This window comes from Ruminococcus flavefaciens AE3010 (assembly GCF_000526795.1).
In the GTDB taxonomy this organism is placed as follows: Bacteria; Bacillota; Clostridia; order Oscillospirales; family Ruminococcaceae; genus Ruminococcus; species Ruminococcus flavefaciens_D.
In genome coordinates, this window is record NZ_JAGT01000001.1 from 2,720,089 (window position 1) to 2,736,106 (window position 16,018).

The 16,018-nt window shown below is 49.8% G+C and carries 16 protein-coding genes; 15 read left to right on the forward strand and 1 reads right to left on the reverse strand.

Features of this window, described 5'->3' with window-relative positions:
• Positions 1-75: 75 nt before the first annotated feature.
• Positions 76-2,493, reverse strand: coding sequence for a GH36-type glycosyl hydrolase domain-containing protein (locus tag N774_RS0111980; protein ID WP_024861474.1), 2,418 nt, complete (start codon positions 2,491-2,493; stop codon positions 76-78).
• A gap of 451 nt (positions 2,494-2,944) precedes the next feature.
• Here N774_RS0111980 and N774_RS0111985 point away from each other — a divergent pair, with 451 nt between their 5' ends.
• The 15 genes from N774_RS0111985 (at position 2,945) to N774_RS0112055 (ending at position 16,015) form a co-directional block, all read left to right on the forward strand.
• Positions 2,945-3,391, forward strand: a complete 447-nt coding sequence (locus tag N774_RS0111985) for a LytTR family DNA-binding domain-containing protein (protein ID WP_024861475.1) — start codon at positions 2,945-2,947, stop codon at positions 3,389-3,391.
• 12 nt (positions 3,392-3,403) lie between these two features.
• Positions 3,404-4,132, forward strand: coding sequence for a hypothetical protein (locus tag N774_RS0111990; RefSeq protein ID WP_024861476.1), 729 nt, complete (start codon positions 3,404-3,406; stop codon positions 4,130-4,132).
• A gap of 303 nt (positions 4,133-4,435) precedes the next feature.
• A complete protein-coding gene (locus N774_RS0111995) occupies positions 4,436-4,903 on the forward strand; it encodes a hypothetical protein (RefSeq protein ID WP_024861477.1) in 468 nt (155 codons plus the stop codon).
• A gap of 309 nt (positions 4,904-5,212) precedes the next feature.
• The gene (gene rimP / locus N774_RS0112000) at positions 5,213-5,686 is read left to right on the forward strand and encodes a ribosome maturation factor RimP (protein WP_024861478.1); all 474 of its coding nucleotides are present in this window, start codon (positions 5,213-5,215) and stop codon (positions 5,684-5,686) included.
• Positions 5,687-5,735: 49 nt separating this feature from the next.
• Positions 5,736-6,968: a transcription termination factor NusA gene (gene nusA / locus N774_RS0112005; RefSeq protein WP_024861479.1), complete on the forward strand. Its 1,233-nt coding sequence runs from the start codon at positions 5,736-5,738 to the stop codon at positions 6,966-6,968.
• A gap of 2 nt (positions 6,969-6,970) precedes the next feature.
• Complete coding sequence (gene rnpM / locus N774_RS0112010) at positions 6,971-7,249, forward strand: RNase P modulator RnpM (protein ID WP_024861480.1); 279 nt, start codon at positions 6,971-6,973, stop codon at positions 7,247-7,249.
• Positions 7,218-7,544 (forward strand): L7Ae/L30e/S12e/Gadd45 family ribosomal protein, encoded by a 327-nt coding sequence (locus tag N774_RS0112015; RefSeq protein WP_024861481.1) that lies wholly within the window; start codon positions 7,218-7,220, stop codon positions 7,542-7,544. The genes rnpM and N774_RS0112015 overlap by 32 nt, the downstream gene beginning before the upstream one ends.
• A 106-nt stretch (positions 7,545-7,650) precedes the next feature.
• Positions 7,651-10,335 carry a translation initiation factor IF-2 gene (infB, locus tag N774_RS18880; protein WP_024861482.1) on the forward strand — a complete coding sequence of 895 codons (2,685 nt, stop codon included), beginning with the start codon at positions 7,651-7,653 and terminating at the stop codon, positions 10,333-10,335.
• Between the two features lie 41 nt (positions 10,336-10,376).
• A complete protein-coding gene (locus N774_RS0112025) occupies positions 10,377-10,955 on the forward strand; it encodes a hypothetical protein (RefSeq protein WP_024861483.1) in 579 nt (192 codons plus the stop codon).
• A 17-nt stretch (positions 10,956-10,972) separates the two neighbouring features.
• Positions 10,973-11,311 (forward strand): 30S ribosome-binding factor RbfA, encoded by a 339-nt coding sequence (gene rbfA / locus N774_RS0112030; RefSeq protein WP_024861484.1) that lies wholly within the window; start codon positions 10,973-10,975, stop codon positions 11,309-11,311.
• Positions 11,312-11,323: 12 nt separating this feature from the next.
• A complete protein-coding gene (locus N774_RS0112035; protein WP_024861485.1) occupies positions 11,324-12,274 on the forward strand; it encodes a DHH family phosphoesterase in 951 nt (316 codons plus the stop codon).
• Positions 12,274-13,167 carry a tRNA pseudouridine(55) synthase TruB gene (gene truB / locus N774_RS0112040; RefSeq protein ID WP_024861486.1) on the forward strand — a complete coding sequence of 298 codons (894 nt, stop codon included), beginning with the start codon at positions 12,274-12,276 and terminating at the stop codon, positions 13,165-13,167. The genes N774_RS0112035 and truB overlap by 1 nt, the downstream gene beginning before the upstream one ends.
• A gap of 4 nt (positions 13,168-13,171) precedes the next feature.
• Entirely contained in the window at positions 13,172-14,050 is an 879-nt protein-coding gene (ribF, locus tag N774_RS0112045; protein ID WP_024861487.1) for a riboflavin biosynthesis protein RibF, read from the forward strand.
• 112 nt (positions 14,051-14,162) lie between these two features.
• Entirely contained in the window at positions 14,163-15,296 is a 1,134-nt protein-coding gene (locus tag N774_RS0112050; RefSeq protein WP_024861488.1) for an ABC transporter ATP-binding protein, read from the forward strand.
• Entirely contained in the window at positions 15,296-16,015 is a 720-nt protein-coding gene (locus tag N774_RS0112055) for an ABC transporter permease subunit (RefSeq protein ID WP_024861489.1), read from the forward strand. The genes N774_RS0112050 and N774_RS0112055 overlap by 1 nt, the downstream gene beginning before the upstream one ends.
• Positions 16,016-16,018: the final 3 nt, after the last annotated feature.

Below are 16,018 nucleotides of genomic sequence, written 5' to 3' on the forward strand. Positions count from 1 at the left end.
AGCTCACGGGCGCCGAAACGGCGCCCCTACAGATACAAAAAGGCGCTGTGATCATCACAGCGCCTTAATTATGCATTAACCAAGAACTACCTTTATCTCGTTTACAGCAGCAAGCTTGTCAGCAGGAACGTAATTGCCTGTGAGCTTTTCGCCGTTGAGAGTTATCTCCTTGACACCGCTCTGAACGTGTGCGGAGTTGTCAACAGTGATGTTGAGCTTTTTGCCGCGGAAGTTCTTCTCGATCCTGAAGCCGTCCCACATAGCAGGGATAGACGGAGCGATAGCAAGTCCGTTAAGGTCGGGACGCATACCGCAGATACCCTCTACGCAGCCTACCATAACAGTTGAAGCTGTACCTGTGAGCCAGTGAACGTGTGAACGTCCCTCGTAAGGTGAAGCCTTTGACTCGGTGAACTGACCGTGAACGTATGGCTCCATAACACGTATCTCAGCCTTGTCGTTCATTGCAGCAGGTGAGCTTTCGAGGAAGTACTCGAATGCGCGGTCACCGTGACCGAGGAGGGACTCGGCAAGTATGAGCCAGCCCTGTGACTGTGAGAAGATACCGCCGTTTTCCTTTGTATCAAGGTTGAATACCTGCATGAGAGCGCCCTTGAAGTGGTGGTACTTGTATGGAGGCTCGAGGAGCTTAGCTCCGTAAGGTGTATTGAGTATATCGTGAACGCTGTTCATAGCCTTTTCAGCCTGCTCGTCGGAAGCAAAGCGTGAGATAACGCTCCAACTCTGAGGATTGAGCCACATATTAGCCTCGGGATCCTTCTTAGCGCCTACGATAACACCGTTGTCGCGGATACCGCGGATAAATCTGTCCTCGTCCCAGCACTTTTCAAGAGCTGCGCCAAGCTTCTTCTGAGCGCCGTCCAGGTATGTGATATAGTCGCTGTCGTTCTTGTCCTTAGCCATGTCACGCATAACGTTCATAGCGTAGTAGAGCTGGAATGCCACGAATGTGGACTCGCCCTGTGCACCGAGGCGGAGACAGTCGTTCCAGTCAGCGTGGAGACCTGCGGGCATGTCGTGGCTGCCGAGACGCTCCATGGAGAAGCGGATAGCGTTCTTGAGATGCTCATAAACTGTAGCCTTTCCGCCGCCCTCTTCTGCGTAGGTGATGACTTCATCGAGGAAGCCCTTGTTGCCGCTCTCGCCGAGGTACTTCACGATAGTGGGGAAGAGCCACAGTGCATCGTCAGCACGGTATGAGGGGTGACCTGTTTCCTTAGCGTAAACGCTGTGCTCGTCGTTCTCGTCGGGGCAGGTCTCGTGACCTGCGTTGTGGTCGAACTTAACAAGAGGAAGTCCGCCGCCGTTGCTTACCTGAGCGGAAAGCATGAAGCGGATCTTCTCTGCTGCCATTTCGGGGTCAAGGTGAATGATACCCTGAATATCCTGAACTGTATCGCGGTAGCCGTAGCCGTTTCTGAGACCGCAGTATACGAATGAAGCTGCCCTTGACCAGATAAATGTGATGAAGCACTGGTAAGCGTTCCATACGTTTATCATGTTGTTGAACTCGTCGGAGGGAGTCTCTACCTTGAAGTTAGAGAGCTGACCGTGCCAGTAGTCCTTCAGCTGCTTTACCTCAGCGTCTACCTTGCCTGCTGCCTTGTACTCATCAAGTATCGCAGCAGCCTCGGGGTCCTTGCGCTCGCCGAGGACGAAGATGAACTCCTTTGTCTCGCCGGGAGCAAGAGTGATATCGCTCTGGAGAGCGCCGCAGGAGTTGGAGTTATAGTTCATAACGCCGCTGCACTTGCCGTTTTCGACAGCGATAGGATTTGAGAATGTTCTGTAGGGGCCGATGAAGTCGCTGAGACTTCCGCAGCAGCCTGTAACGGGCTGACCTACCATACCGAAGAAGCGCTCCTGACCGTTGTAGCCGTTCTCGTCGAAGCCTGTGTTCTCGTTCATGTGCTGGAGGATACGGTTGCCGCCCTCAAAGCTTGTACGTGTGATGAAGAGAGTGTACTGGAGGTTTACCTGATCCTGCTCATAGTTGGGCTCGTTGGTGAACTCGATAAAGCCGAATACTGACAGCTTTCTCTCCTTTGAGGAGTTGTTTGTCACCTTGGCTCTCCATACCTCATAGGTCTTGCCGTAGGGAACGTAGTATGTAGTTTCTGACTTGATGTCTGCATATTCTGCCGAAATTACTGTATAAGCAGTACCGTGGCGGCATTCGCTCTTGTACTTGTCAAGGGGCTTGCCCACAGGCTGCCATGAAGCAGACCAGTAGTCTGCAGTGTCATTGTCTCTTATATAGATATAGCGTCCCGGGAGAGCCATATCGGAGTTGAAGCGGAAGCGTGAAAGTCTTCCGTTTGCGCCTGACTTAACGAAGCTGTAGCCTGCTGCGTTATTTGAGATCATAGCGCCGTACTCGGGGTCTCCGAGATAGTTTGCCCAGGGTGCGGGGGTAGCGGGGTTGGTGATGACGTATTCTTTGTTTTCAAGGTCAAAGTGTCCGTACTGCATAAAACATTTCTCCTTCTCATTCTGCCCTCGGACAGTGCTTTCCTATGGGCAATAAAATATCATTCTAAGTATACCATGTAATGCAAAATTTGACAAGGGGGTGTTGATGAACAAATTATTAACATCAGGGATAAAAGAGCATATTTTTACTACTATTTGTATTATATTGGTAAATCTAAGCACATTGTTATAGGCTGCCGCTCCTGACCTATACATTATGTTGTAGGGGTTGCAACCTGTGAAGTCCTGAGTGCAAGGTGTGCGGAGAGTATTGATTTTTTTATTCTGCTCAATTATAATAAAATCACAGGAAACACGTGTTATCATTATTTTATGGGTTTCTTCTCCCCGCCTGCGGCGGGGAGAAGAATACTGGTCTCAAAATCAATGTACAGGTACAATGTTCGCCCCGACTGCGGCGGGGAAAAATATAGGGAGGCGATAGTCACAAATGAAAATAAGATTGTTAGTAAGCGACGAACACTACGACTCCATAGCGTCAGAGCTTATAAAAAAGGGAATAGACATAGACGACAGCGCCGAGCTCATACTCTCCGAGAGCAACGTCACAGTGTCTCACCTTATAGGGCGGCGGAACGGCGAGATATACAGGCTCGAGACCAAGGAGATATCCCACATCGAGAGCTTTGCCCACGATATCGCAGCCTACTGCGGCGAGGACGAGTACAGACTGTCCGAGACACTGAAACGCCTTGAAGAGATACTTGACCCAAAGGAGTTCATACGCGTGAGCAATTCCGTTATAGTGTCCGTATCGCACATAAAAAGCATACGTCCCGCCCTGTCCCAGAAGTTCATGCTGACCATGAAGAACGGAGCAAAGGTGGACGTGACGAGGACGTACTACTACATATTCAAGGAATTCTTAGGTATATAAGGAGGGGAGAGCATGAGTGGAATAAGTATTTTAAGTATCATTATACCTACAGGCATTGTGTTTTTGGAAGCAGTGATAGGCTTTGCAATATACAAGGCGGCGTATAAGCACAAGATAAACAAGCGCCTTGCAGAGGGCAGGGAATCTGACATTAAGCCAATGATGTCACCTGTCAAGTTCATTATCATTACAATGCTTTGCACTGCACTGATATGGATGATATTATTATCGATTTTCAGTGCAAAAATGAATAAGCAGAAGAAAGACATGATATTATATCCGTCGGTGCATTTTTACAGAGAAGAGAGCCTTGAGGATTCGCTGTTCGCAGGTTATAAATTCGGCGATGAGATAAAGGGCTATGACCGTTTTTCAAAGCAGTACGGCGATGTAAAGCTTGAAATATATGTTACAAAGAACAGCTTTGATGTATTTCCGTATATTCTGGTCGCTTCCGATTATGTGGGAGACGAACAGGAGATAACAGTCAGCGAAGGGGTGGATTACACCTTTTCCCATGAGAAATGGGGGAATGATATATGTCCCGATTCACTGGTAGCAATAGATATCGGCGGATATAAGGGCAAGTTTAAATTCACACATAATGTATATTACAGTAACGATATAGAGTATTTGCTGAATGAAGAGCCTGATGAAAGCTATGAATTTGATTTCAGGATACATGAGTCGGGCTCGATAGAATGCCCGCAGCTTGGTCTTACAGTGGACAGCTGGGATTAAAACAAAAGGAACAAAAGAAGGTTTACAGGCGGCTTTATGAGTCGCCTGTTCCGATATCCGAGCCTTGCATGAGGTTATCTGACCGAGCAATGCGTCCGAGTGACATTTGTCATTCAGACAGTGACAAATGTCACTGAGAAAGTGACAAATGACACCTATGCAAAAGCTGAAAAACAAGTATAATAAAAGCATAGGGTTGCGCGACACCTAAAACAAATCCAAAGCAAAAAAAGACATTTTAATACATACATAAGAGTTTTTACGAGAAACGTATTTTTCAATTTCTTTTAAGGAGGAAGTATTATGAAGGTTAATTTTAAGAGAATGATCACAGTTTTAGCAGCGACAGCAATGTGTGCGGTACCAATGACAAGTGCAATGTCCGCAAGCGCGGCGGGAAGAAGCTATAGTCTGGCAAAGGCTGATGAGCAGGCTGAAGAGGCTTATATTGCCGAACTTCTCAAATATGTCAGCAGTGAAGATGCAGCATTAGTAAAAGGCACAGCTACCGTGACTTTAAGAGACCCGATCAAGGAAAGACAGGAGAAGGAAGCAAAAAGAAGATTTGAGATCTGGAAGTTGATACACGGCGGAGACCCAATAAAGCCCGGGCTTGAAATGGCTGACAATACAGCTGTTTCTATTGGCGAGATAGCTTATATTAATCCTGATGATCCTGATGCCTGGGATAGGGACTGGGGTCCTTTCGGGCCTTATGTACGCGAAAGCGATCGGCTCGCTGTAGTCGAAAGCGGTATTCGCACAAGATGATCATATACAGGTATAGGACAAAAAGGGATTTAATAATATATATACAGAAAGCTCCTCTCAGAGCCGCCGCAAGGTTTTGAGAGGAGCTTTTTCGGTCCATGCCGATAGGGTATTTCCGTTTTGCGGGAAAAAACTGCGATTTTTTGAAAAAAATTCCGAAAAACACTTGATTTTTGCGAAAAACCGTGGTATAATACTTTATGATGATAGTAAACCCAAAGACCGGAACCCTTCCGGTCTTTAGTATTTATATCGAAACTTAAACTTTACAGAGAAAGGAGAGACCCGATATATCGGGGAAAACTGCCTATGAAATTCAAAAAATTCGGCGGTACGGAACAAAAGGTATACGACCTTATCAAGCCCATAACCGACGAGCTGGGCTACTACCTCTGGGACGTGTGCTACGAAAAGGAAGGCGCCATGTGGTATCTCCGCGTGTTCATCGATCAGGACGAGGGCATAACCATTGCGGACTGTGAACGCGCCAACGCTCCTATCAGCGACATACTTGATGAGAAGGACCCCATTGCCCAGAGCTACATGCTTGAAGTGGGCTCGGCAGGTCTGGAGCGCGAGCTGGTCAAGGAGGAGCACTTTGAGGTCTGTCAGGGCGACACCGTAAGAGTTCACTTTATCAGAGCCATTGACGGCGAAAAGGAAATAGTCGCGCAGCTTGCAGGCGCAGACAAGGAGGGCGTAACAGTCGTCCTCGAAAGCGGAGAGGAAAAGAAGTTCCCTCTGGCGGATATAGCTTTTGTAAAGCTTTATCTGGATTTTTAACAATATTTGCTTAAAACCAAAATAAAATATATTGGAGGAATTTACAGACATGAACATGAACAAGGACTTTTTCAAGGCGCTCGAGGCACTCGGCGAGGAAAACAGCGTAGAGACCGAGCTTCTCATCGAAAAGGTTAAATCGGCAATGCTCAAGGCAGCAAGAAGAGCTTACCCCCACAGCGAGGAGAGGATTTCCGTTGAGATCGATCCCAAGACAAAGAAGTTCGAGATGTATATCAGACAGGATATCATCGACGATGAGCCTATCGATGAGAACGAGGTGAACATCGACGTTGCAAGGACTATGGATCCCAACGCTATGGTGGGCGGCACTATCATGAAGGAGCTTGACATCTCCAAGCTTGGCAGAATGGCTGCCCTCTCCGCAAAGCAGTCCATCAAGGGCGACCTGAGAGAGATAAACCGCGAGCAGATGCTCAGCAAGTTCGAGCAGAAGGAGCATGAGTGCATCACTGCCAAGGTATCACAGGTAGAGCCGGGCAGAGGTACAGTTACCGTAGTCTACGACGGAACAGAGCTCTATCTCTTCCGCAACGAGCAGATACCCGGCGAGAACCTTGAAGAGGGCAAGTCCGTAAAGGTATACATCACAGGCATCATCGGCAAGAACAAGAAGCCTGTAGTAAAGATCTCACGTACACATAAGGACCTCGTAAAGAGACTCTTCGAGCAGGAAGTCCCCGAGATATACGACGGAACTGTTGAAGTTAAGTCAATTTCACGTGAAGCAGGTTCAAGAACAAAGATCGCAGTTTGGTCAAAGGACGAGAACGTTGACGCAGTAGGCGCATGCATCGGTCCCAAGCGTTCAAGGATCACAGCTGTAGTCAACGAGCTCAGCGGCGAGAAGATAGACATTATCCCATGGAGCGAGGTCCCAGAGGAGTTCATCGCAAGAGCGCTTGCTCCAGCAGAGGTTCTCAAGACAGTCATCACCTCTATGGAGGAAAAGGCGTGCACAGTTATCGTTCCCAACAATCAGCTCTCACTTGCTATCGGCAACAAGGGTCAGAACGCTAAGCTTGCTGCAAAGCTCACAGGCTTCAAGATAGACATCAAGCCACAGTTCGACAACCTCACAGGCGAGGAAGCTCCCGAGATGAGCCCCGACTTTGTAGCTCCCGTGTTCGAGTCTGTTCCCGATGAGGAGGAGACCGCAGCTGAGGAGACAGCAGATATCGCTGAGGCTGAGGAGACAGCTCCTGCCGAGGAAACAGCAGAGGCAGCAGCTGAGGAAGAAGCTCCCGCAAACGAGGAATAATTATGAAACCTAAGAAAATACCCATGAGAATGTGTCTCGGCTGCAGCGAGATGAAGCCCAAAATGGAGCTTATCCGTGTAGTGAAGTCTCCCGAGGGCGATATAAGCCTTGACTTCAAGGGCAAGGCAGCAGGCAGAGGAGCGTATATCTGCCGCAGCCGTGAGTGTCTCGACAAAGCCAGAAAGGCAAGACGCTTTGAGAAATCATTCTCGTGCAAGATAGAGGACAGCGTTTACGAGGTGATGATGAATGAGCTCGGAGAAGAACCGCAGGATAATTAATCTGCTGGGAATATGCATTAGGGCAGGAAAAGTCGTAAAGGGCTTTGACAGCGCAGTTGAAGCCGCAAAGAACGGCACCGCCGTATGCCTGCTGACAGCTTCCGACGCTTCCCCCAAGACCGTCAAGGAGGTCCGCTACTACTGTGAAAAGTACGCCGTGAGACATTTTGAAGCCGATATAAGCAAGTTCGACGTCGGCAGGCTCTGCGGCAAGGAAACAGCTGTCATAGCTGTGACGGACAAGGGCTTTGCAGACGGCTTTGAGAAGATCATAGCAAACGACAAAATCTTTTGACGTTAACTATAATGTCCGAAATATCGCAGTAATGCGTTGATATAGATACGGATCATAATTTCGCCGTGACCTGCACGGCATAGTACAATGGAGGTAAATAAAGCCTATGGCAAAAAAGATAAAGTTAAGCGACGCAGCAAAGGATATCAACGTCCCTGCACAGGAAATAATCGATTATTTCGCTGAAAAGGGCGATAATAAAAAGAAAACAGGCTCTTCTCTCACAGAGGAGGAGATGAACGCAGTTCTCGAACACTACATGAAGAACCGCTATTCCGTGGATTCACTGAACGATTACTTCAACTCCAAGAACGATCCCCGTCCTGTAAAGGAGGAGGCTCCCAAGGCTGAGAAGAAGCCTGCCGCAAAGAAGACAGCAGCTGCTGCCGAGAAAAAGGAGAAGCCTGCCGAGAAGAAAGCGGAAAAGGCAGCTAAGGCTCCCGCAGCCGAGAAAAAGGCAGAGCCGAAGCAGGAGGCTCCCGCAAAGAAGGCAGAGCCTGAGAAGAAGCCTGAGAAGAAGCCCGAGAAGAAGCAGGAAGCAGCTCCCGTCAAGGAGACAGCTCCCAAGGCTGAGGTCAAGTCAGAGCCTGCAAAGTCTGCCGAGCCCGAGAAGAAGGCAGAGCCCGAAAAGAAGCAGGAGGAAGCTCCCAAGGCTGAGCCAAAGCCCGAGGTAAAGACTCCCGCTCCCGCACCCGAAAAGAAGAACGACAAGAAAAAGGACAAGAAAAAGACAGAGCCTGCAAAGGCTCAGGACAGAGGCGAGAGAACAAAGTTCAACGCCGCATTCAGCTCCGAGACGGCTCAGACATCAACTCAGCGCCGTACTGTCGATACAAGAGGAAGCTACGTTGACCTCGACAAGTACAACGAGAGATACGACCAGATGGCAGCCTCCAACAAGCACAAGAACGACAACTACTCTTCAAAGAAGCAGAAAATAAATCAGAAGTCCGCTCAGAGGACACGTCAGCAGTTCTCCAAGAAGGAGAGCGAGGCTGAGAAGCTCAAGAGACTGGAGCTGGAGAGAGCAAGAAAGCAGCAGCTCAAGGTACTTATCCCCGACAGCATCACAGTGGGAGAGCTGGCTACACGTCTTAAAGCTACAGCTACAGATGTTATCAAGCAGCTGATGAAGCTGGGCGTAATGGCTTCCATAAATCAGGAGATAGACTTCGATACAGCAGCTATCGTTGCAGACGAAATGGGTGCAAAGGTAGAAAAGGAAGTTATCGTTACTATCGAGGAGCGTCTTATCGACGATACCGACGACGACGATACAAACCTCCAGCCACGCTGCCCTGTTGTAGTTGTAATGGGACACGTTGACCACGGTAAGACTTCCATACTTGACCGTATCAGAAACGCTCACGTTGCAGCAGGCGAAGCAGGCGGCATCACACAGCACATCGGTGCTTATCAGGTAAATGTAAACGGACAGGACATCACATTCCTTGATACTCCCGGACATGAGGCATTCACTTCTATGCGTGCAAGAGGTGCTAATATCACAGATATCGCTATCCTCGTTGTTGCCGCAGACGACGGTATCATGCCCCAGACAGTCGAGTCCATCAACCACGCAAAGGCAGCAGGCGTATCCATTATAGTTGCTATCAACAAAATGGATAAGGAGGGGGCTAACCCCGACCGAATCAAGGAAGAGCTCACCAAGTACGACCTCGTATGCGAGGACTGGGGCGGTGACGTTATCTGCGTACCCGTATCAGCTAAGACAGGCGAGGGCATCGACGACCTTCTCGAGAACGTGCTTCTCGTTGCAGAGGTCAAGGAGCTTAAAGCTAACCCCGACAGACTTGCAAAGGGTACAGTTATCGAAGCTCGTCTTGACAAGGGCAGAGGTCCTATCGCAACACTCCTGGTACAGAACGGTACTCTGAAGCAGGGCGACGTTATCATCGCAGGCACAGCCGTTGGACGTGTAAGAGTTATGACCAACGACAAGGGCAGAACAGTCAAGGCAGCAGGTCCTTCCGTACCTGTTGAGATAACAGGTCTTGCAGAAGTTCCCAGCGCAGGCGATATCTTCAATGCTGTTGAGGACGAGAGACTGGCAAGAGAGCTTGTTGAGCAGAGAAAGCACGAGGCTAAGCAGGAGCAGTTCAACGCATACCGCAAGGTCACACTCGACAACCTGTTCAGCCAGATCGCAGAGGGCGAGATCAAGGAGCTCCCCATCGTTGTCAAGGCAGACGTACAGGGCTCTGTGGAGGCTGTAAAGCAGTCTCTTGAAAAGCTCTCCAACAACGAGGTAAGAGTAAGAGTTATCCACGGTGCAGTCGGTGCGGTAAAGGAGAGCGACGTAATGCTGGCTGCCGCTTCAAACGCTATCATCGTAGGCTTCAATGTAAGACCCGATCCAGTTGCTGCGGAGAATGCAGTCCGTGACGGCGTAGATATCAGACTCTACCGCATCATCTATGACGCGATAGAAGAGATATCTACAGCTATGAAGGGTATGCTGGCACCTAAGTTCCGCGATGTTGAGCAGGGACGTGTAGAGGTCCGTCAGGTATACAAGATCTCCAACGTTGGTATGGTAGCAGGAAGCTACGTACTCAGCGGTAAGGTTACAAGAGGCAGCAAGGTAAGAGTTGTCCGCGACGGTATCATCATCGCAGACGACGAAATAGCAGGACTCAAGCGTTTCAAGGACGACGCAAAGGAAGTAGCCGAGGGCTATGAGTGCGGTATCAGCCTTGAAAAGTTCAGCGATGTCAAGGAAGGCGATATCTTCGAGACCTACATCGTTGAGGAGTACCGCGAGGATTAATGACTTAATGATCTTTCAATAATGATAAAGGGGGAATCTTTATGGATAACAGCAGAATGAGTACTGCGGATATGCTGCAGTACTGCAATGAAGCACTGGCATGGGACGACTTCGGACCTATCGATATATTCTTCTTTGAATCGGTCAAGAAGATACTTCTCGGTCAGTGCAGTGCAATAGAGGCGCCCGAGCCCTATACAGACGACCTTATGGGCATCGAGCGTCCTGTACGCGATGTAGAGCTTGAACCTGAGTACGGCAACTATGCCGACATCTACTACGGCGAGGAGGGGGACGACGAGATCCCCGACTACAGCCTGACGGCTGAGGACGAGGCTTTTTCTGCGGATATCTTCGGGGGTGGCTTCTTTACGGAGCACGAAGGTGCAGAGGAAGGCGAGTCTGCCGAGGATGCTGAGGAGCCGAAGGCGGAAGAGGCTGAGGAAGCAGCCGAAAAGCCCGAGGATACCGAAGAGGAGAAAGCTTCCGGAAAAAAGTCAGCCACAAAGAAAACAGCGGCAAAGAAGCCTGCTAAAAAGACTTCAAAAAAGACCGCAAAGGCTGCCGACTCAGATAAGCATGAGGAAACAACAGGGGGAGGCTTTACCGTCAAACTCTGACGACAGAAAGGATCGAAATGCCTAATTTCAAGAACAGCCGTATGGCTGAAGATATAAAGAGAGAAATGACAGCTATCCTGCGTGAACTCAAGGATCCGAGGATAGACAAGATGCTCACTATCGTACGTGCCGACCTCTCGGGCGACATGTCAAGCTGCAAGATATATGTATCCAGCTTTGAGGGCATCGAAAGAGCAAATGAGTCCGTTCAGGGACTCAAAAGCGCCGCAGGCTTCATCAAGCGGGAGCTTTTTCACAGACTAAAAATGCGCAAAGCGCCTGAGCTTACGTTTATAGCCGACAATTCAATAGAGAGAAGTGCGGAGATAAGCAAAAAGCTCCATGACCTACTGTAAGGAGTGCTTCATATGTATATAGGCTTCAGTGAGGCTGAGCTCTTTCTCAGAAACTGCGAGGACGCAGTAATACTGACACACCGCAATCCCGACGGCGATTGCATAGGCGCAGGCTTCGGCCTGAAGGATATCCTTGCACAGCTTGGTATCCGCAGCAGAGTAGTGTGCCACGACGTATTTCCGTCCCGCTACAGCTTTCTCACCGATGAGGGAGCGGGGGAGGATTTTGAACCAAAGACCGTCATTGCGGTGGACATCGCTGATGTTACTCTTATGGGCGATTATAAGGACATCTACGGCGACAAGGTACAGTTATGTATCGACCACCACATCTCAAACAAGAATTTCGCGGAGAGAACACTGCTCCGCGGCGACGCTACAGCTGCCTGCGAGATAATCTACGAGCTGGCTCAGTACATGGGCGTCAAGATAACAAAACACTGTGCAATGTGCCTTTATACCGGCATTGCAACCGATTCGGGCTGCTTCAAGTATGACTGCACCACTCCACGCGCTCACGAGATAGCGGCAGAGATGATGCGCAGCTACGATATCAACTTCGCAAGGATAAACCGCTATATGTTCGACGTAAAGTCTATGGGCAGACTGAAGCTTGAAGCCAAGGTCAACGAGCTCATGGAGTACTGTCTCGGCGGCAAGCTTGCCATAGCTGCGGTGACCCAGGATATGATGAAGGAAATGAACGTTTCCATGGAGGAGCTGGAGGGCTTTGCGCCTCTTACCATACAGCTTGAGGAAACGGAAGTGGGCATACTCATGCGCGAGCGTGAGGACGGAGTATACAAGTGCTCATTCCGCTCGGCAAACGACGTAAACGTATCCACTATATGCCAGTCTATCGGCGGCGGCGGTCACGCCAAGGCAGCAGGCTGTACCGTTAACGGACCTCTTGAGGAGGCTAAAAAGCAGCTCATTGAAGTTGTCGAAAGGGCACTGAGCTGATGAACGGTATCCTCTGCGTAAACAAGCCGCAGGACTTCACCTCATTCGATGTGGTGGCGAAGCTCCGCGGCATACTGCAAATGAAACGTCTCGGACACGGTGGTACTCTCGACCCCATGGCTACGGGAGTGCTGCCTGTTTTCGTGGGCAACGCCACGAAAGCCTGCGATATAATGCCTGACAATACCAAGAGCTACCGTGCGGGCTTCCGACTGGGAGCTGTCTCCGATACACAGGACGTGTGGGGAGAGGTGCGGAAGCACTCGGACATGGCGGTGAGCCGTGAGGATATTGAAGCTGTAATGCCTGATTTTACGGGGAATATAATGCAGCTCCCTCCCATGTATTCCGCTGTGCAGGTCAACGGACAGCGCCTTTATGACCTTGCAAGGCAGGGCATAGAGGTCGAGCGTCAGGCACGAGAGATAGAAGTTGACAGCCTTGTGCTGGAGAGCTACGACGAAAGCACCCATGAGGGCGTCATGTCCATAGCCTGCGGCAAGGGCACATATATAAGGACTATTATCAGCGATATCGGCGAAAGGCTGGGCTGCGGAGGCATAATGACCTCTCTGGTGAGGAACTCGTCGGGGGGCTTTACCCTTGATGACTGCCACAGCTTTGAGGAGATACAGCGCGCAAGGGACGAGGGCAGGCTCGAAGAGCTCATACTCCCCATAGAGCGTGTATTTGAAAAGCTGCCGAAGCTGAGACTGGGCGAGGCTCAGACAAGAATGTACAGAAACGGCGTAAAGCTCGATATATCAAGGGTACGCGGCATACGCGAGGGAGAATCACAGTACGGAGTCTACGGCTTCGACGGAGGCTTCATCGGCACTGCCTTTGCGGACCTTGAAAGCGGCGAGCTCCGCGTCGGAAAGAATTTAGGGTGACGGCATGGGAAATAACAAAACAGCCGTGGCTCTGGGAATGTTCGACGGAGTGCATCTGGGGCACCGTGCTGTGCTGGGAGCTGCCTTTGAGCAGAAAAAACAGGGGCTCATACCCTGCGCCTTTACCTTTCCGCCTGAGAGTACGGCGAACAAGGGCGCGGCAGGCTACATCTACAGCGAGAGCGAAAAGAGCCTGCTGCTAAGCAGGGAATGCGGCATCGAGCGTGTGTTTTCTCCGCGGTTTGAGGATATATGCGGCATGAACGGCGGCTGCTTCGCACAGGATGTACTCTGCGGCGAAATGAACGCCGCATTTGTATGCTGCGGCAGGGACTTCCGCTTCGGCAAGGGAGCCTCCTGCGGCGTGGACGAGCTGCGCAGCTTTGGTGAAAGGTACGGCTTCACGGTACAGACCGTGGATGACGTATACTGCGGCGGCGAAAGAGTGTCCTCGACTGCGGTGCGTGAACTCCTTATTTCGGGAGAGCTCAGCCGCGCAAACGCTATGCTGGGCATGCCCTATATCATAGCCAAAGATGTCAGCCGCGGAGCTCAGCTGGGACGCACTATCGGCTTTCCTACGGCAAATCAGCTCTTCGGCGAGGGACAGCTTGTGCCGAAGTACGGTGTGTATGCGTCGAGAGCCCATGTGAACGGGAAGACCTATCCGTCCATAACGGATATCGGCGTGAAGCCCACCGTGAAATACGGCGGCGCTCCTCTTGCCGAAACATATATACACGGATTTTCGGGAGACCTTTACGGAAGTCCGCTCATAGTGGAATTATGCGGATTTATCCGTCCCGAAATGAAGTTCGGCTCACTTGACGAGCTGAAGGGGCAGATAGATAACGACATAAAGTCCGCACTGAAAATATTATAAAAATTCGTATTGCTTTCACTTTGTTATCACAATAAAGTATTAACATAGTAAAGAAACTGCGGCATGACAGCGTTCGGCCGCAAAGATAATGCAATAAGGAGGGTAAAACCCAATGATAGAGGTCAGGAACCTTACTAAGATGTACGGCGACAAGCTTGCCGTAAACAATATAAGCTTCAAGGTCGAAAAGGGCGAGATACTCGGCTTCCTGGGGCCAAACGGCGCAGGAAAGTCCACGACCATGAATATGCTGACGGGATATATCTCGTCTACCTCGGGCGATGTTCTCATCGACGGAGTGGATATTCTCGAGGACCCAAAGAAAGCTAAGGCAAATATCGGCTATCTCCCCGAGATACCGCCGCTTTACGTGGATATGACAGTTGAGGCATATCTGGGCTTCGTATACGACATGAAGAAGTGCAAGCTTCCGAGAAAAGCGCATCTCAAGGACGTTTGCAACCTCTGCAAGATAGAGGACGTAAGAGGAAGAATAATCAAGAACCTGTCAAAAGGTTACCGTCAGAGAGTAGGTCTCGCACAGGCGCTTATCAACAATCCGCCCGTGCTCATACTTGACGAGCCTACAGTTGGTCTGGACCCCAACCAGATAATCGAGATAAGAACTCTTATCAAGAAGCTGGGCAAGAAGCACACAGTTATCCTTTCTTCCCATATCCTTCCCGAGATACAGGCTGTCTGCGACAGGATAATCATCATCAACAAGGGAACTGTTGCTGCTGACGGTACTGCCGAGGAGATAGCAAAGAACATCACAAACAAGCACAAGATGACACTTCGTATCGAAGGTCCCACACATACCGCAGACGACAAGCGTCTTATCGCAGACGCTGTCAGAGCTATGAGCGGCGTAAAGTATGTCCGCGCAGATATGGAGCGCGAAAAGGGCATCTACGATTACGATGTTGAGACAGACGGAAAGACTGATATCCGCCGTGACCTCAACAAGCTCTGTGCTGACAATGGCTGGAATATACTCATGCTCCAGCTCTCAGACCTCACTCTCGAGGACATCTTCCTCAGGATAACCATGGACGAGGGACTCGGCAAAGACGGCGACAGCGACGTAAAGACCAAGTCCAAGCCAAAGATAGATATCAAGACCACTGCAAGCGGCAAGCTCAGAGCCGTGCAGGAGGCTGATGAGGAAGAATCTATCGTTGACAGCAGCGATGATGATACATCTGCTGCCGACAGCGAGGAAAATAACGGAGGTGAGGAATAATGCTGGCTATATACAGGCGCGAAATGGGCGCATTCTTTACGTCGGGCGTAGCATATGTATTTCTTGCTGTGTTCTGGCTGGTATCGGGCATATTCTTCTATAACGGAGTTATCGCCAGCGGATTTGCCGATACTTCAAATATGTTCAGTTCAATGTTCTATATCGTAATGTTCCTTATTCCTGTGCTGACTATGAAGCTTCTCAGCGAGGAAAAGAAGAACAAGACCGACCAGGGACTTCTCACAGCTCCCATAAGTCTGTGGGACATCGTTCTCGGCAAGTATTTCGCAGCACTTACACTGTTCGTTATTGCCGAGTCAGTAGTATTCATCTATGCATTCGTCATCAACTATCTCGGCAAAGTCGTATGGTCGACGCTTCTCGGAAACTATTTCGCAATGCTTTTCCTTGGAGCAGCTTTCATAGCAGTCGGACTTTTCATATCGTCCCTTACCGAGAACCAGATGGCTTCCGCAGTTGTTTGTCTTGTAGTTATATTCGTGATATACCTTTCGGAGAATCTGGTATATAACTTCGAGAACGGCAATGTATTCAAGAAAGCGGTATACAAGCTGGTCACAGCATTAGCCTTCTATTCGAGATATGTTGAATTCACAAGGGGAGTATTCAGCCTCACCAGTGTGGTATTCTTCATCAGTGCAGCCTTCCTGTTCAACTTCTTCACCGTAAAGGTGCTGGAGAAGAGACGCTGGAGCTGACCA